Here is a 17,142-nt window from a genome sequence, read left to right on the forward strand (position 1 = left end):
TATCCTATTGTGCTAGCTGAGAAAATAATAAGAGTAAACAGTGGACGCCAAGAAACCAGCCAAATTTTCAATGCTAAAGCGTATTTCCAATTTCGTATTGGCCGTTTGTGTGCTTATTATTGCTGTTAATCTTTGGCTTATGTATACAAAGAATGCTTATGAATGGTATAGCTTAGAATCAGAGCAATTAGGTCGCAGTTTGGCAGCCCAGGCAGCAAGAATGTTAGCCTCACCTATGCAGTCTGGAGATGAGGAAAGTATAGAGAGTTACGTCGATACCATTGAAACAGATAGCTTTGTGAAGGGCACTTCCCTATATGACCAACATGGTAAAACCATCAAAAGCTTCGATGATGATTACAGTATTATTGAACAATTTAGAGTACTTAATGAGCCACCTCTAATATTCGTTGAAGATATAGTACACGACGGCAAAACCATTGGATATGTGAAACTAGTTCTAGACCGCGACTCTATTATTCAGCATCACCGCGCCTTTACCAAAAGCCAACTCATTCAAACTGCTTTAATTATGTTTTTAACCGCTGTCTGTGCAATTATTCTGACGCGTTTATTCTATAAAGTGAGAGCAAATTACCGTTACTCTGACACCTTAAATAAATGACGGTAATTTAAGGTCGTTTGTTCTTTTACGGTATCGACAGAAACGTCTTTCAATTCGGCTAAGGCCTCGGCGACTAAGGGAAGTTGCCCTGGTGTATTTCGTTGTCCTTGAAAATGGTTCAGAGGCATATCTGGCGAATCAGTTTCCAGCATTAAATATTCGAGCGGTATATTTTTTATCGTAGCGCGAGTTTTCTTCGCTCTTGGATAAGTAATGGTTCCGCCTACTCCCAGTAAAAAGCCTAAATCTAGGTAGGTTTTTGCAACCTCAGCACTGCCAGAAAAAGCATGAATAAGCCCACCATATGAAAATCGCATCGATTTAAGTATTCGAATTAAATGATTGTGAGACTGGCGATGATGAAGGATCGCAGGCAACTGAAGCTCCTTCGCAACGGATAGCTGTGCCCTCAACAAGGTCTCTTGAGTGTCTAGATCACACTTGATGCTCGCATCCATACCCGTTTCACCAAGTGCTACTACATCTTGCCGGTGCTGCTTGGCATGTGCTTCGAACAAATCTAGCGCAGGCGCTATCCCATTGGCCAAAGTACTCGTATAGAAGTACGGGTGGAGACCTAGCGCAATATCGATGGGTATGCCGTGACTATCACGTAGTAATTGCTGCAAGCCTAAGAGTGTAGTGAATTGCTCGTTACTTAAGCCAGGCACTAAAAAACGCTCTACACCGCTGTTTGCTGCCGCTTTTAAGACTGCTATGCGATCATGATCAAATGCAGGCAAGTCGATATGGCAATGGCTATCTATCAAGATGCCTCCAGAGAAAATGGTAAGAGATATCTAAGGCATTAAGCGCTGAGTTGTCCAGCTTGCATCGCTTTGCTTGGTATATTCAAAACGATCATGTAAGCGATGCTCGCCGCCTTGCCAAAACTCGATTTGTTCGGGCTCTACACGAAAGCCGCCCCAGAAATCAGGTAAAGGTACTTGCCCTTTAGCAAACTTCTCTTTCATCTGTGCGAATTGCGTCACTAATAGTTCGCGTGTTGAAATAGGCTGGCTTTGTTGCGACGCCCAAGCCCCTATTTGACTGTCGGTCGGTCTGGATAAAAAATATTTCGCCACTTCAGTGCGACTAAGTGGTTTTGCAACGCCATTTACTCTTACTTGACGTTCCATAATATACCAAGGGAAGTGAAGAGAAATATGTTGATTATACTTCAAGTCTTTAGCTTTGCGGCTGCCCAAGTTTGTATAAAACACAAAACCGTCACGACTTACATCTTTGAGTAATACGATACGCTGGCTCGGTTTACCTGCTGCATCTACTGTTGCGACCGTCATCGCATTAGGCTCAGGCAAGCCCGCCTCTAAGGCGTCATTGAACCAAGTTTGAAAAAGGTCGACCGGATGCTCACTTAAGGCATCAGCATTTAGCCTTCCTAGTTTATATTCTTTTCTCAGGTCACTAATTGCTTTTGTCATTCTGCATTCCTAAGCTGGAAAATTTCTTTTAAGCTTTCATGGATGAATTTCTAAGCTTTGAAATCGCCGTCATATCCAAGAGAACGTAAGGCTCTTTCGTCATCCGCCCAACCCGCTTTAACTTTCACCCAGAGCTCTAAAAACACTTTGTTGTCGAACAGCGCTTCCATATCTTTTCGCGCTTCGGCTCCCATCGTTTTCAAATGGCTGCCCGCTTTGCCTATGATCATGCGTTTTTGAGTTTCTCGCTCAACCAAAATCAAGCCGTTAATGTGATACACACCGGAGGGGGTCAATTTAAACTGTTCTATTTCGACTGTTGTAGAATAGGGTAATTCATCCCCCGTAAATCGCATTAGCTTTTCACGAATAATTTCAGCGGCCATAAAACGGCTAGATCGGTCGGTAATGTAATCATCAGGAAAATAAAACTCACTTTCCGGAAGTGCTTTCAATACTAACTGACGCACTCTATCAACCTGTTTGGCTTGCTTAGCGCTTACCGGAATAACATTGTCAAAGTCATGTTTTGAGCTCAGCACTTGGAGCTGTTCCATTAGCTTATTTTTGTCGGTGACTTTATCGGTTTTGTTGACCACCAGCCAGCACGGGATGTTCGCCTGTTTTATTTTTGACAAGACTAGCTCATCATCCTCAGTCCAGCGCGTACCTTCTACGACGAAAAGAACCAAAAACACCTCACCTAAAGAGCTCGATGCAGCACGATTCATGAGTTTATTTATCGCGCGCTTCTCTTCAGTGTGTAACCCAGGTGTATCAACATAAATCGCTTGGCGATCGGCAATGGTGTCAATCCCCATTATTCGATGGCGTGTCGTTTGCGGCTTGCGTGAAGTAATACTCACCTTCTGCCCCAAAATTTGATTTAAGATCGTTGATTTGCCCACGTTTGGGCGACCGACGATTGCGATCATACCGCAATGCGTGTTACTCATTTATTAGCTTCTCTAATGTTAGTTTTGCAGCATTTTGTTCGGCTTGGCGACGGCTTTTACCGATGCCAAGCTGATTTGAATTCAGAGGTTCTACTGTACAGTTAACCTCAAAGGTTTGCGCGTGATCTTTACCGCGAATTGACACTACTTCATAAATAGGGAGTGGCAATTGGCGCGATTGCAAAAACTCTTGGAGCTGTGTTTTGTTGTCTTTAATCTGAATATTTGGGTCTAGCTCAGCGACTCTCGATTCAAACAGCTTAATGATAGTATTCTTTGCAGCGTCTATCCCAGCTTCGATGAATATAGCCCCAATAACCGCTTCAACTGCATCAGCGAGTATAGAGCTACGACGGTGTCCACCGCTTTTCATTTCACCCGAGCCAAGCTTTAAATACTCGCCAAAGTTATGTTCCTTGGCTATTTTCGCTAATGTATCGCCTTTAACTAATGAGGAGCGCATCCGAGTGAGTTTCCCTTCTGGTTGCTCAGGAAAACGATGATATAGGATCTCTGCAACCACCATTCCGAGTATTGCATCGCCTAAAAACTCTAATCTCTCATTATGCTGTTTGGCGGCACTTCGATGCGTAAAAGCTTGTTCCAACAATGCCATGTCAGTGAATGTGTAGTCTAGTACTGCTTTCAGTTTATCGTATCGATTCATGTCAACTCTTGTGCTTACTCAAGGAATCGCCATTACTAATGGCGATTTCTAAGATACGTTTTTACCTGCACGCTTAATAGGTAAGCGCTTATTGAATGGAGCCGCTTCTTTCAAATCTAATACCTGATGGCACCCACGTAGGCATAAAGTCCTCTGGTTGTCTCTCAAATTCAAAACTAACCCAAATTAAGACGGCGTTACCAACCAGATTCTGTTCAGGAACGAAGCCCCAAAAACGTCCGTCTTCACTATTGTCGCGATTATCGCCCATAACAAAGTAATGATCCTCAGGAACAAGCCATTCGTTGTAGGCTGTACCGGGTTGTTTTGGTTCATAGCGACTGATTGCGTCTCTCTCGTTTGGATCTTTGAGTATTCCCGTCGTATTTTCACCGAGCGTTTCTTTGTACTCTACCAAACGACCATTCATACGACCAATAAAGTCAGTTTTACCCACTTCTTCTTGCGCAATCGCGGTTTGTGGACAAGGTCTCTGATCACACGCTGGCGTAATAAAAAGCTTCTTGTCTTTGTAAACCACTCTATCTCCTGGCAAACCGACTACACGCTTAATGTAGTCAACACTTGGGTCTTCGGGAAATTTGAAAACGACAACGTCTCCCCTGCTAGGCTCACCGGTTTCAATGAGTTTGGTCCTAAAAACAGGGTCCTTAATACCATAACTAAATTTTTCAACCAGAATAAAGTCACCCACCAATAATGTCGGCATCATCGAGCCCGAAGGAATTTGAAACGGTTCATAAAGAAAAGAACGGAAAACCATCACTAAAGCAAAAATAGGGAAGAATTGCTTGGCATTATCAACAAGCATAGGCAAATGCGGATCGGCTTCCTCACCTTCTAATTTAGTGATTGTGTCGTCGCCTAGTACAGCGCGTCGCTCTTCCAATGCCATTGCCTTTCTTTCTGGTGCAAAAAATATAGCATCAATCAACCAAATGAGACCGGTAACGGCCGTCATGACCACTAAGAAGATTGCAAAATAATTCGCCATTAATTATCCACCTTTAGAATTGCTAAGAATGCGTCCTGCGGCAATTCAACATTACCTACTTGCTTCATTCGTTTCTTACCATCTTTTTGTTTTTGTAATAGTTTTTTCTTACGACTAACATCACCGCCATAACATTTAGCGATAACGTTCTTACGTAACTGTTTCACTGTGCTTCTCGCAACAATATGCGTACCTATCGCCGCTTGTATAGCGATATCAAACATTTGACGAGGAATCAGTTCGCGAAGCTTTTCAACCAAGTCACGTCCACGATACTGAGCGTTGTCCTTATGGGTAATGATCGCTAACGCATCGACTCGTTCACCATTAATAAGGATATCTAGCCTGACCATATTAGCTGATTTAAATTGACTAAAGTTGTAATCAAGTGACGCAAAACCGCGGCTGGTTGATTTTAGTCTATCGAAGAAATCAAGCACTACTTCAGCCATTGGAATGTCGTAGGTGATTGCGACTTGCTTACCGTGGTAAGTCATCGCTGTTTGCACACCACGTTTTTCTACGCATAGCGTGATTACGTTTCCGAGGTATTCTTGTGGTACGAGTATGTTGGCAGTAACAATAGGCTCACGCATCTCATCAATATCGTTGATAGGTGGCAGTTTGGAGGGGTTATCAACCTGTATGACTTCACCTTTCGTTGTTTTCACTTCATAAACCACGGTCGGTGCGGTTGTGATGAGATCCAGGTCATATTCTCGTTCTAAACGCTCTTGAATAATCTCCATGTGCAACATACCAAGGAATCCGATACGGAAACCAAAGCCTAGCGCTGCTGAACTTTCAGGTTCATAAAACAAGGAAGCATCGTTTAAGCTGAGTTTTGCCAAGGCATCTCTAAAATCTTCGTAATCATCAGAGCTGACTGGGAACAAGCCAGCATATACTTGCGGCTTAATCTTTTTAAAGCCCGGTAAGGCTTTATCAGCAGGTGCTTTCGCAAGGGTAATAGTATCGCCGACTGGCGCACCATGAATTTCTTTAATACCAGCAATGATGAAGCCAACTTCACCGGTTTTCAAAGTACCCGTATCTGTTTGCTTTGGTGTAAAAATACCCACTTTATCAACTTGGTGAACTACGCCATTAGACATAATTTGAATCTTGTCTTTGGCATTAAGCTCACCTTGAACGATACGAACCAAAGAGACAACACCTTGATAATTGTCGAACCAAGAATCAATAATCAGTGCTTTTAAGGGAGCTTCACGATCACCCTCTGGCGGCGGAATTCTCTTTACAATCTCTTCTAAGACATCTTCGATGCCAACACCTGTTTTTGCCGAGCACTTGACGGCGTCAATAGCATCAATACCAACGATATCTTCTATTTCTTCAGCAACCCTTTCCGGCTCAGCTTGGGGTAAATCAATTTTATTGAGGATAGGCACAACTTCCATATCCATATCGATGGCGGTATAACAGTTAGCTAAAGTTTGCGCTTCTACACCCTGCCCTGCATCAACAACAAGGAGTGCGCCTTCACACGCGGCCAAAGATCGCGATACTTCATAAGTAAAATCTACGTGCCCTGGCGTGTCGATGAAATTCAATTGGTACTTTTCGCCATCCTTCGCTTCGTAGTACAAAGTAACGCTTTGCGCTTTGATCGTGATTCCACGCTCTCTCTCAATATCCATTGAATCAAGTACCTGAGCAGACATCTCACGATTCGTTAGACCGCCACATGTTTGAATCAAGCGGTCAGAAAGCGTCGATTTACCGTGATCGATATGCGCAATAATACTGAAGTTGCGAATGTTCTTTAGTTGCATAAATTTTGCTAAATACCTTGAAGTAGACCGTGCTTTTATATCTGAGATCCTCAACTTACTGTAGGATCTGCCCGAGCAGGGACTGTTGTGCGAAAAATAGAGCCGCGATTTTACCGTTTTATCGGCACAAATGCGAACGATTAGAGGATAATTAATACCCTATCACACACATTGTTACTTATTTTCTCGGCAAGGGGTTTATTTAAAGGTGGAATGTGACTGATTCAGCGCGTATTCAAGGTGTAAAGTCAGGAAAGCTTCTTTAGTGGTATCTCGTTTTTCATGGTCACCGTGTCTTCGTTCACAGCACCAAGAATAATAGGAGAAAAGTGTTTCTGCTTGCCATTCAATTCACGTCTGCGCAATGCGTAGAAACTCATCGCCATAGCAGCAAAACCTAAGCCTATTTGCCATATTTCATGCGCTGATGGTAAAAGGCTTTGTAGTAAAACAACAGCAAAGATCAAAGCAAAAAGTGGCAATATATAAACAAGCATTGAAGCAGACAATAATTGGCTCTCTGGCACGCCCAGTTTGACCCTTTGACCAACGACAAGAGAATCTGGTGCTTGTAACTTTAGTAACTCAGGCTTATTTGTAAATGCCTTTGCAATTACACTGGTGCCGCAGTTTTCGCTCGCATGACAGCTACCACAGGTACTCTTAACCGTAGTCTCTATCCAAACAGTGTTACCTTCGACTATGCGAACAATGCCAGTTTCTTCAATCATTGAGGGTTTATCACCTCAATGGATTCAGCCATTAACTGCGCTGTCACTAAGGGGATATCTCCCACCACGGTCACTTGTACTTTGCCATTTGTTCGTGAATGCACCGTATTAGCCCCGCTATTCAAATTAACGTCCTCTTGAAATGCACCGCTTGCGGCTTGAATATACACAGAAACATTAACTAATCCATCGCTAAACAAACTGTACTCAACCACCTGCCCAGTAATAGCCAACTGATGTATGTCTTGTTTCACTACTCTCATGCCAACAGGAACGAAAGCCAAGCGCCATTCGTGCTGTCGCTGTGGAGGCATTTTAACGGTGATCGCTTTTGGTAAGCTATCTCGTTGTAATTGTTTGAAAATATCGGCTATTCTCTCGTCTAGCTTTAACTGGGTAACTTGGATTTGTTGCAAAAGTTCGCCATTCAAGCCGTACATGTTTAGCTTTAGTAACATGCCTGTTTCTTCGTCCAACCAGATTTGATAACCGTAGCGTGTTTTATCTCGACTAGTGACTCTAATTTGTTGCGCTGAACGGCCTGAAACTCGGTTTCTTCCGACTAATATAAATTGGTAAGCTTGCTCGAGAGTCTCTGGTTCGTATAGCAATGCATATGGAATAGGACCATCGATCGCTTTGCCCGCAATACTATACGGTGGGTAACCAGGCTGAAACAAACTCACCACATTATTGACCCTAATATGTTCGAAACCAGGACCATTAAGTAGGCTTAATTGTTCAATGTGCGTCTCATCTTCCAACACAGCATGACGCCATAAATAAGGCTGCGCATCTTTGCCAGGAATATTGAGCACAAAGGACACTTCATAACTTTGAGTTTTGGTTTGTTTGGCAAGTCGTTCTAGCCATGCTTTTGGCGAACGAGGATCGAAACTATCTGCCTCTTTCAACACATTGCGAGAGACTTCTTCAACGAGAGAATTTTGTGTTTCGGAATGTTGGCTTTGCTTCGCTTCAGTACTTTGACTGTGAGCTAGGGTGTGAAAAGCTAAACCACTGACAACTACAGCGAAGCTAATCAATATGCTTCGCTTTTTTGCTAACACTGCCCTATAAAACATCGATAGTGCTCACTTCTTAATTGACTATTTCTGAGGGGGCGTTTGCTCGCTTAACTCATCGCCTTCAGTTGTCTTTACTTGATTAGATTCTGCGTTGCCCGCATTTTTCAAGCGAATTTGTCTTTGGTGATCTTCTATTAGCGCATTTATCTGGCGCTGTTGCTCTAGGAGTCGAGCCATATCATCACGATTAACACCGTTACTAGAGGACAAGCTCACCGGTGCTAAACCACCCAAAGGTCCATTTGTTGGTGCAGTCAAAAACGGCTGACTTTCTTCAGGCTGATTATAAGACTGATAGCTGAAAATCATTACCGCAGTCACACAAGCAGCAACCGCGAGTTGGCCGCTTTGTTTGACCAAAGGAATCACAGAGGCAACAACTGGAAGCTCTTTCCAGCTAGGCTTAGGTGCTACCATTGGAAGCTCGCCTTCTAGCTTGCTAGCCACTTGTGCACTTATGTCAAAGTTCAGATCCGAGGTCATCTCATTGCGCATGCAATCTCGAATGAGGTGATATCGTTTCCACTTATCTGCAAGTTCAGCATCGCTAGTTAAGCCATTAATTACATCGCTATCATGACCTTCGCCATCTAAAAATGCTGATAGTTTTTCTTGCTGTTGCGTCATATAAGACTTTCCTACTTGAACACTACTGATATCATAACGCGAGTTTCCGCGTTCGGTAAATACCTGTAGATGTTTATGTTTGCACCAGAGGCAATATCACTTTATCAATTGCTTCTCGCGCTCTAAAAATCCGTGAGCGAACTGTTCCCACAGGACACTCCATTACAGTTGCTATTTCTTCATAGCTAAGGCCTTCGATTTCTCTTAAGGTTATCGCGGCCTTCAAATCATCCGGTAAGCCATCAATGGTAGAAAACAGTTTCTCCTGAAGTTCATCGGATAATAATGAACGTTCAGGTGAATTGTTTTCTTTTAAAGCATCACTACCATCATAATAATCAGCTTCACTCGCATCGACATCACTCGCAGGCGGCTTTCGTCCCTGCGACGTTAAATAATTTTTTGCGCTGTTTACCGCAATTCGGTACAGCCAAGTGTAAAAAGCACTTTCCCCTCGGAAATTAGGTAACGCTCGATATGCTTTGATAAACGCTTCTTGAGTAACGTCAGCAACATCACCGCTGTTTTTTACGTACCTTGAAACGATATTCATCACCTTGTTTTGGTGTCTTACGACTAACAGGTTAAATGCGTTCTTGTTACCTTTTTGTACTTGTTCAACTAACTCTTGGTCGGTTTTCTGCTCGCTCATTCGAGCCACTACTCCTAAACTGAATCACTTATGGCTCATGCAAGTGTAGTAATAGACAGACACTTTATGGATAAGTTCGATTAAAATGACAAATAATTAAAAATAAAACGAAAACATAGAAAGTTGTTTTTTTTATTTAGTAGATTAGTATTGCCAGACATTTATCTGTGTATTTTACCTAGAATTTTCTATATGTCTCAAACAATTGAACATCGTTGCGATTTATTAATCGTCGGAAGTGGTGCTGCGGGTCTCAGTTTAGCCTTAAAAATGGCTGAACATTGCGATGTTATCGTACTCAGTAAAAGTGATATTGATGAGGGCAGTACGCGCTACGCTCAAGGTGGCATAGCTGCGGTATTTGACGATACCGATTCAATTGATAGCCATATAAAAGATACTCTTGATGCTGGCGCTGGGATTTGTGATGAAGCCGTTGTTGCGTTTACCGCCAGCAATGCGAAAGAAAGCATGCAATGGCTAATTGAAAAAGGCGTGCCTTTCGACCAAGAGCCCAGTACTACCGGAGAAACAAAATATCACCTTACACGTGAAGGTGGCCATAGCCATCGACGCATCTTACACGCTGCAGATGCGACTGGTGCTGCAGTGCAAGAAACACTTTCTGATAGCGTCGCCAATCACCCAAACATCCACCTTTTTGAACGCTACAACGCAATAGACCTTATTAAAAGTCAAACTCAGAAAGGCCAGTGTGTTGGGGCATATGTGTGGAATCGTAAGAAAGAACAAGTTGAAGTGATTCGCTCCCGTTTTATTACTCTCGCAACCGGCGGTGGCAGTAAGGTTTATCAATACACGTCCAATCCAGATGTATCAAGTGGTGACGGTATCGCAATGGCATGGCGCGCAGGCTGTAAAATTGCAAATATGGAATTCAATCAATTCCACCCTACCTGTTTGTATCACCCTGATGCCGGTAACTTTTTAATCAGCGAGGCCTTGCGTGGTGAAGGGGCTTTCCTATGTCATGAGGATGGTACTAAATTCATGCATAAATTTGACCCACGCGCTGATTTAGCACCACGTGACATTGTCGCTAGGGCGATAGATTTTGAAATGAAGCGCTTAGGTGCTGATTGCATGTACTTAGACATCAGTCACAAGTCGACTGACTTTGTGAAAAAGCACTTCCCTAATATTTATAGACGCTGTCGCTCTCTGGGTATTGATATTACCAGACAACCTATACCTGTTGTTCCCGCAGCACACTATACATGCGGTGGCGTTGTCACTGATTTCGATGCACGAACAAACTTAGATAATGTGTATGCGATCGGTGAAACCGCCTATACCGGCTTACACGGCGCTAATCGAATGGCGAGTAACTCGCTTTTGGAGTGTATTGTGTTTGCACACGCTGCCGGTAAACATATATTGCAGCATTTAGCTGGTGATTGGTTAGATGAAGAGATTCCCGCCTGGGATGAAAGTCGCGTTATTGATTCGGATGAGCAAGTGATTATCCAACATAACTGGCATGAACTGAGACTTTTTATGTGGGATTACGTTGGAATTGTGCGCACAAATAAACGACTTGAGCGGGCAAAACGTCGAATCAATCTTTTAAAACAAGAAATTGATGAGTATTACAGTAACTTTAAAGTCAGTAATAACATGCTGGAACTCCGCAACCTTGTGTGTGTTGCACAGCTGATTGTCGAATGCGCCATGCAGCGCCGTGAAAGCAGAGGTTTGCATTACAACTTAGACTATCCTAATTTACTACCTGAGTCAGGACCGACAATTATTGTAAAAGAAAGCTAACGGCTTCAAATAGTGCTTACTTCACCTAATATATGCAACCTTGTTTTAGCGCGTTGTTGAGATTTGAGCGAAAAACGTAAACTGGGTAGTTCATTACCTTGGATTTCGTCACTTTTGGGGATTGCCTGACTGACCTCCATCTCTGTTGCGCTTGGCAAGTAAATGGGTTGAACAAATTGCGTTGTAATCGCTTTATCCGCGAAAATAGATGGGCTAGCGGTTCTGCAATCAAAGGCGTCATTTTTTGCGAGCATAGATATACAGATAGCTTTTGAATACATGCCGTGCGCTATTGCTCGCCTAAAACCCAGCAGTTTCGCACTCCAACGGCTCAAGTGTATTGGATTGTAGTCACCAGACGCACTGGCATATCGTCTGCCTATGCCTTGTTCGAATGTTAGCGGAAATGATAAAGATGGCCCTTGGTGGTCATTGTTGTTCAATGACGGTAACAATTGTATAGTTTCTGGATTCGATGCTATGTGACCGCTTTGTTCATCATGCGCTAAGTCGTGTTTAACTCTTGCTAAATAGAATGATGTTGCTTCAATCGCTAGCGCTTCGTCAACAAAGCCTTCACTTTTCAATGCAAATACATATCCACGCTTGTGGACTTGAAGACCAGCGAAACTCGTTTTCAGGTGTAACCCAGCGTTTTGTTCCGGCAACTCATTCACTTTTATTTCATTTGCCAAATGCACTAAACCCATGGGTTTAAATGGAAATGGTTTATTTACCATCATTGAAAGCTGCATCGGCAACGTCAGTACCTGTAAATAGTTTGGGTGAATAACCGATGCAATACCCGAATTCCAAGCAACTAAGTTGTGATACTTCTCACAATGCCTGGTGTTGATTTGATGCTTTTGCTCACGCACTTGTGTGGGTAACGCAAGCTCTTCTGAAGCGGCTTGAGGAGGCTTGTAAAAAGCAGCTTGTAATAAACCCATATTCATTTCGACACTTTATCCTTTTGCTGCGAACGAAAAATACAACATGCAAGTGCGCGATACGTTCTTTTACTGACACTGCTTGGTAATAGCACTACGTCTTTGACGCTAGTGACTCTGCTTCCACTCATTGTTGACTCTTTATCGATAAGCTGCAACTTGAGAAACAGTAGCCAAGGGCTGACACGCGAACTTGGTAATATTCTATATTGTGACGCTAAATCACGATATATTTGACCGTCGCTCCTATCTGAACCCGGGCTAACCCTAGGGTGTTGTAGTATCGTCAGAACGCCATCTGCTAGTTCAAACCAACACTTTAGGTGGATAGGTGTTCTTTTAGAGAGACCACGCCAGAGCCAGACCGAGAAAAAAACGCCTGCAAAGCCTAGCCCCCAAAGTGTTAATTGCTTTAGATATGGTGATGTTACAACCGAGGCAAACCAAGGCGGCAATAGTGTCACACATGCTAAGGTAAAGAGCAGTAGGTAGTTACATAACTTTATTGGCGAATAGCGTGAAAAGTGAATGCAAACGACCAAATGAACTGCTCGCCTAAACTTTGACTCTACTGAGTACTCTTTGAACCATGCTAGCTAAATCAGGATCGTGACATTTCTGATGCCCCATGAACCAAGCAAATAAATCAGGATCGTCACACGTCAATAAACGTTCAAACGTCATCTTTTCACCATCACTCAACTCATCAAACGCCTGCTCCACGAACGGCAGAAACAAAACATCTAGCTCTAACATGCCGCGTCTACAAGCCCATTTTAATCTTGCTAATCTTTTTGCTGTGAACATTGTTTTACCTTATTTAAGTCCCATTAATGATATCATAAGAAGCAGTTATTTATAGCTGCACTTGGGATCAAACGATGTTTTTCATTAGGTCCCAAGACTAATACAGAATTATTGGAGTATTGATTCATGACAGACCCTCAGAATTTTGTTGCTAGCCTAGACGAAATGGCAGTAATTAGTGTCACAGGCCCACAGGCGAAGGAATACTTACAAGGTCAACTCACCATAGACCTCGACCGTGTTAACGAAACTAATGCTCGGTTTGGTGCGCATTGTGATTTCAAAGGTAAAACTTGGTCCGTATTCACGATCGTTAGTGTTGCTGGTGGCTACGAATTAATAATGCCGAAAGAGTGCATAGACAAAAGTCTTCCTGAACTCAAAAAGTACGGTGTGTTTTCGAAAGTAGAGATAAACGATATTCCTTCCCACCCGAATTTTATTGGGCTAAGTGGCAGTGATAATATTGCCTTAGCTAAAAACTTGTTTCCTGAGTTAGCGACAGAGCACTTGAGTAAAGTGGAAAATGCTAACGGCATAGCAATCTGTATAAATTTGTCTACACCCAAGTTACTATTAATGCTAAGCCATTCCGGTTTCGAACATTTTACTGCAGTGATAAAAGAGTCAAGCTGTCCTGGGCTTATGTCAGCAGCCGGTCAGAATGATTGGAATTTTGCCATGATTGCTGACGGTATCGCCTCGCTCAGTTCAGCTACCAGCAATGAATTTGTCCCACAAATGCTGAATCTTCAGTTACTCGCCGGAATCGACTTTGATAAAGGCTGTTATATGGGGCAAGAAACGGTGGCTCGAACTAAATTTCTTGGCCGCAATAAGCGAGCGACTTACCTACTTTCAGGCAATACGAACAGCCAGTTTCCATTCATTGCCAATGGTGCAGCACTTGAGAAACAAGTTGGAGAAAACTGGCGAAGCGGCGGTACACTTTTACAAACCGCAACTTGTTCGGCAAATACCGATAATGTGCTGGCACTTGCGGTCCTATCGAATGACACAGACTTAGGGTCTGTGTTAAGGTTAAAGGAACATCCTGAGCAAAGTTTCACTGTAGAAGCCTTGCCATACACTCTAGATGAATAATAGGACTCAGCATGGAAATTCAAAAAGACCACGTAGTTAGCCTTCATTACACTGTAAAGACAACTGAAGGAGACGTGATCGACTCTTCTCGTGAAGCAGAGCCACTTGCTTTCTTGCAAGGTAGCCATTTTATGATTGAAGGGATAGAAGATGCCCTTTACGGTAAAGAGAAAGGGGCTACTTTCGACTTAGAGGTGGGCCCGGAAAAAGCATATGGTCATCGCCACGATGATTTGATCCAAGAAGTCCCCGCAGCTATGTTCGAGGGTATGGACGTAGAAGTGGGTATGAGCTTCAGAGCGACAACCGATGACGGTGAGCAATCTGTTCTTATCGTGGACAAAACAGACAGCACTGTGACAGTAGACGGTAATCATCCATTGTCTGGTATGTCATTGGCTTTTAGCATTGAGGTTGTTGATGTAAGAGCAGCTACTGCAGATGAAATCGCCCACGGCCATGTGCATGGTGAAGGCGGTTGTGGACACAGTCACTAAACTTCACAAGTGGCTGCACTGCGCTTAATACTGTATTAAGAGGAAGCTAAATAGCTTCCTCATCTGTTTCACCCGTTCGTATTCGAATGACTTGCTCGACTTCAAAGACAAATATCTTGCCATCTCCAATTTTGCCAGTTTTTGCATGCGTCTGTATGGTTTCTACAACACGTTCTGCAAGCGCATCTGGAATAACCATTTCAATTTTGACCTTTGGTAAGAAGTCCACATTGTATTCAGCGCCTCTATACAATTCTTTGTGGCCTTTTTGGCGTCCAAAACCCCTAACTTCAGTCATGGTGATACCAGATACTCCTACCGAAGAAAGAGCTTCTCTAACATCATCAAGCTTAAATGGTTTGATTATCGCTTCAACTTTTTTCATAGTGTAAAACCAGTCCTAGTTTATGTTATTCACTGTCGTATACTGTCGGGATCGCGACTCTTTTATGCTGCGTTTTTAAGTATATAGCTAATAGTTTGTCATCAGCAACCGTGTCTTCACTCTTGCCCTCAAGAAAATCATCAATTTGATCGTAAGTTAAGCCTAGAGAATCTTCATCAGATTTTTGTGGCGTTAATGATTCTAAATCGGCGGTAGGCGCTTTAGTAATCACTTTTTCTGGCGCTCCCATGTGTTGAGCAAGTTGTCGCACTTGACGTTTACTCAAACCAAATAAAGGAGCAAGGTCACAAGCGCCATCTCCAAACTTGGTATAAAAACCCGTAATATTTTCTGCCGAGTGATCAGTACCTAGCACCAAACCTTGTGTTAAACCGGCAATATCATATTGAATAGCCATTCGACTTCTGGCTTTGGCATTTCCTAAAACAAAATCAGAATGTGTATCAGTAAAGCTATCGACACCGGCAGCTTTGAGGCCTTCAATGGCTGAAGCGTGGATCGCGTCGGCTGCTGACTTGACGTTCGCTGTCATCTGCACGCTAGGCTGAATAAAATCTATCGACGCTTGAGCATCTTGCTCATCTGCTTGCACACCATACGGTAAACGCACTGCAATAAATCGGTAAGCAGCATTAGTTTCTTCATTTAGCTCATTTACCGCAAGCTGCGCTAACCTACCTAAAGTGCAGGAATCAATCCCACCGCTGATACCTAAAACCAATGTTGTTAACCCTGAGTCTGTTAATTGATTCTTTATAAATTGGGTGCGGCGCTGGATCTCAAGCTCCGCATCAATCTCAGGCAGTACACGCATTTCATTAATGACTTCTTGTTTTAACATTGTTCTCACTCTCAATTATTTCGATTCTCACATTTTCACTACATCGGCAAGGTATAAACTCGACTAACCTCCCCTGATTGTGTATACGCAAGAGGAAGGAAAATAGCGTATAGTAATGTGTATAAATTTCGGGGGTCTACGTGCTAACTAACAAACCTACATCACAAACGTCATTACAGAAAGGTGTTACCTTGCTAGAAATGATGATCGCTTTAGCAATCATAGCGATTGTATTGACAGTTGTCGCGCCTAACATTCGAGAATTTTTAATCAAAAATAGAATTACCGGTGAGCTAAATGAAATAAGCGGCATCGTTCAATATGCTAGACACGTTGCAATTGACCAGCAGTCACCTGTTATCCTATGCCCTGCCAGTGACTTTAAAGAGTGTGGGACCGATTGGGATGATCCAAAGATAGTATTCATCGACGATAATGGTGATGGCGACCGAAACGATGATGAAGATTTATTAGTGGCAAGCTCACCTACGTCGGACACAACGTATATGGACGGTCCGAATAATCAAGTCGAGTTCCAAGAAACGGGCGCATCCAACCGCAATTTCAACATCATACTCTGCCCAGATAGCAAAGATGTGAAATACGCTCGGGCAATTAATATTTCTTTACAAGGTCGTGTTCGCGTTAGCAAAGACACTGACAATGATGGCGTGCACGAAGATACATCTGGCGATGCGCTTACCTGTCCATAAAGACTTTCACAGATAAAAAATGAGACGCCTTTCAATCACGTCTCATTTTATTCTGTGTAATGCTAGACCACTCATTACTGAATTCGTTTAATGGTCACTTTCGCCACAGACTCTCTGCAATCATAGAAAGATATTGATAAATCACCTTCTCCATGTATTCAAGCTGCAATATGCACAAAACCTTCATCAGATTCACTCACCTCATACAATACACTTCAAATACCACAAGCTAGGCCCAGTATTCATAAGCCATTATGGTCTGCACTACACGCATCGTAAGCGCTAGTGAAGAAAGGAGACTTCCCTTAGCGCGAAAGCGAACTGTGTTAGCCGATACAAAAAGCATCGTTAGTAGGGATTATGATTGCCGCTAAACAGATGCGATTAAATCGTCTTGCCGCGCATATTTCATCGCTTGACGAAGTGCCTAGTCC

20 protein-coding genes are annotated in these 17,142 nt (G+C 43.0%); 5 read left to right on the forward strand and 15 right to left on the reverse strand.

Annotated features, from left to right (window positions below; all coding sequences use genetic code 11):
- Nucleotides 1–40: 40 nt before the first annotated feature.
- Nucleotides 41–625 carry an AhpA/YtjB family protein gene (locus RM544_RS15360; RefSeq protein ID WP_311362703.1) on the forward strand — a complete coding sequence of 195 codons (585 nt, stop codon included), beginning with the start codon at nucleotides 41–43 and terminating at the stop codon, nucleotides 623–625.
- On the opposite strand, the gene RM544_RS15365 is transcribed toward RM544_RS15360, so the two are convergent.
- The 10 genes from RM544_RS15365 to rpoE all read right to left on the reverse strand — a co-directional run bounded on the left by RM544_RS15365 (nucleotide 601) and on the right by rpoE (nucleotide 9,602).
- Nucleotides 601–1,395: a TatD family hydrolase gene (locus RM544_RS15365; RefSeq protein WP_311362704.1), complete on the reverse strand. Its 795-nt coding sequence runs from the start codon at nucleotides 1,393–1,395 to the stop codon at nucleotides 601–603. The two genes, RM544_RS15360 and RM544_RS15365, sit on opposite strands and share 25 nt — an antisense overlap.
- A gap of 30 nt (nucleotides 1,396–1,425) precedes the next feature.
- Nucleotides 1,426–2,070: a pyridoxamine 5'-phosphate oxidase gene (gene pdxH / locus RM544_RS15370; RefSeq protein WP_311362705.1), complete on the reverse strand. Its 645-nt coding sequence runs from the start codon at nucleotides 2,068–2,070 to the stop codon at nucleotides 1,426–1,428.
- A 50-nt stretch (nucleotides 2,071–2,120) separates the two neighbouring features.
- A complete protein-coding gene (gene era / locus RM544_RS15375) occupies nucleotides 2,121–3,026 on the reverse strand; it encodes a GTPase Era (RefSeq protein ID WP_311362706.1) in 906 nt (301 codons plus the stop codon).
- Nucleotides 3,019–3,693, reverse strand: a complete 675-nt coding sequence (rnc, locus tag RM544_RS15380) for a ribonuclease III (RefSeq protein ID WP_311362707.1) — start codon at nucleotides 3,691–3,693, stop codon at nucleotides 3,019–3,021. Before rnc ends, era begins: the two co-directional genes overlap by 8 nt.
- A gap of 88 nt (nucleotides 3,694–3,781) precedes the next feature.
- Nucleotides 3,782–4,708 carry a signal peptidase I gene (lepB, locus tag RM544_RS15385; RefSeq protein WP_311362708.1) on the reverse strand — a complete coding sequence of 309 codons (927 nt, stop codon included), beginning with the start codon at nucleotides 4,706–4,708 and terminating at the stop codon, nucleotides 3,782–3,784.
- Nucleotides 4,708–6,504, reverse strand: a complete 1,797-nt coding sequence (lepA, locus tag RM544_RS15390) for a translation elongation factor 4 (RefSeq protein WP_311362709.1) — start codon at nucleotides 6,502–6,504, stop codon at nucleotides 4,708–4,710. Before lepA ends, lepB begins: the two co-directional genes overlap by 1 nt.
- Nucleotides 6,505–6,752: 248 nt before the next feature.
- Nucleotides 6,753–7,235, reverse strand: a complete 483-nt coding sequence (locus RM544_RS15395) for a SoxR reducing system RseC family protein (protein ID WP_311362710.1) — start codon at nucleotides 7,233–7,235, stop codon at nucleotides 6,753–6,755.
- The gene (locus RM544_RS15400; protein ID WP_311362711.1) at nucleotides 7,232–8,281 is read right to left on the reverse strand and encodes a MucB/RseB C-terminal domain-containing protein; all 1,050 of its coding nucleotides are present in this window, start codon (nucleotides 8,279–8,281) and stop codon (nucleotides 7,232–7,234) included. The genes RM544_RS15395 and RM544_RS15400 overlap by 4 nt, the downstream gene beginning before the upstream one ends.
- A gap of 63 nt (nucleotides 8,282–8,344) precedes the next feature.
- Nucleotides 8,345–8,950: a sigma-E factor negative regulatory protein gene (locus RM544_RS15405; RefSeq protein ID WP_311362712.1), complete on the reverse strand. Its 606-nt coding sequence runs from the start codon at nucleotides 8,948–8,950 to the stop codon at nucleotides 8,345–8,347.
- A 73-nt stretch (nucleotides 8,951–9,023) separates the two neighbouring features.
- Entirely contained in the window at nucleotides 9,024–9,602 is a 579-nt protein-coding gene (gene rpoE, locus RM544_RS15410; RefSeq protein ID WP_311362713.1) for an RNA polymerase sigma factor RpoE, read from the reverse strand.
- Between the two features lie 192 nt (nucleotides 9,603–9,794).
- Between rpoE and nadB the strand changes: the two genes are divergently transcribed.
- A complete protein-coding gene (nadB, locus tag RM544_RS15415; RefSeq protein ID WP_311362714.1) occupies nucleotides 9,795–11,390 on the forward strand; it encodes an L-aspartate oxidase in 1,596 nt (531 codons plus the stop codon).
- Between the two features lie 5 nt (nucleotides 11,391–11,395).
- On the opposite strand, the gene RM544_RS15420 is transcribed toward nadB, so the two are convergent.
- The 3 genes from RM544_RS15420 to RM544_RS15430 form a co-directional block, all read right to left on the reverse strand.
- A complete protein-coding gene (locus RM544_RS15420) occupies nucleotides 11,396–12,346 on the reverse strand; it encodes a MaoC family dehydratase (protein ID WP_311362715.1) in 951 nt (316 codons plus the stop codon).
- The gene (locus tag RM544_RS15425) at nucleotides 12,343–12,804 is read right to left on the reverse strand and encodes a hypothetical protein (RefSeq protein ID WP_311362716.1); all 462 of its coding nucleotides are present in this window, start codon (nucleotides 12,802–12,804) and stop codon (nucleotides 12,343–12,345) included. The genes RM544_RS15420 and RM544_RS15425 overlap by 4 nt, the downstream gene beginning before the upstream one ends.
- A gap of 91 nt (nucleotides 12,805–12,895) precedes the next feature.
- Nucleotides 12,896–13,147: an FAD assembly factor SdhE gene (locus RM544_RS15430; protein ID WP_311362717.1), complete on the reverse strand. Its 252-nt coding sequence runs from the start codon at nucleotides 13,145–13,147 to the stop codon at nucleotides 12,896–12,898.
- 126 nt (nucleotides 13,148–13,273) lie between these two features.
- On the opposite strand from RM544_RS15430, the gene ygfZ reads away from it, so the two are divergent.
- Together ygfZ and RM544_RS15440 are read left to right on the forward strand one after the other, a co-directional pair.
- Complete coding sequence (gene ygfZ / locus RM544_RS15435; protein WP_311362718.1) at nucleotides 13,274–14,251, forward strand: tRNA-modifying protein YgfZ; 978 nt, start codon at nucleotides 13,274–13,276, stop codon at nucleotides 14,249–14,251.
- Between the two features lie 11 nt (nucleotides 14,252–14,262).
- Entirely contained in the window at nucleotides 14,263–14,748 is a 486-nt protein-coding gene (locus RM544_RS15440; RefSeq protein WP_311362719.1) for an FKBP-type peptidyl-prolyl cis-trans isomerase, read from the forward strand.
- 46 nt (nucleotides 14,749–14,794) lie between these two features.
- Here RM544_RS15440 and RM544_RS15445 read toward each other — a convergent pair whose 3' ends face one another.
- Complete coding sequence (locus RM544_RS15445; RefSeq protein ID WP_311362720.1) at nucleotides 14,795–15,133, reverse strand: P-II family nitrogen regulator; 339 nt, start codon at nucleotides 15,131–15,133, stop codon at nucleotides 14,795–14,797.
- A 25-nt stretch (nucleotides 15,134–15,158) separates the two neighbouring features.
- Complete coding sequence (nadE, locus tag RM544_RS15450) at nucleotides 15,159–15,995, reverse strand: NAD(+) synthase (RefSeq protein ID WP_311362721.1); 837 nt, start codon at nucleotides 15,993–15,995, stop codon at nucleotides 15,159–15,161.
- Nucleotides 15,996–16,135: 140 nt separating this feature from the next.
- Between nadE and RM544_RS15455 the strand changes: the two genes are divergently transcribed.
- A complete protein-coding gene (locus RM544_RS15455) occupies nucleotides 16,136–16,708 on the forward strand; it encodes a GspH/FimT family pseudopilin (protein WP_311362722.1) in 573 nt (190 codons plus the stop codon).
- Nucleotides 16,709–17,142 lie beyond the last annotated feature (434 nt).

It is taken from the genome of Brumicola blandensis (genome assembly GCF_031846165.1).
Lineage (GTDB): Bacteria > Pseudomonadota > Gammaproteobacteria > Enterobacterales > Alteromonadaceae > Glaciecola > Glaciecola blandensis.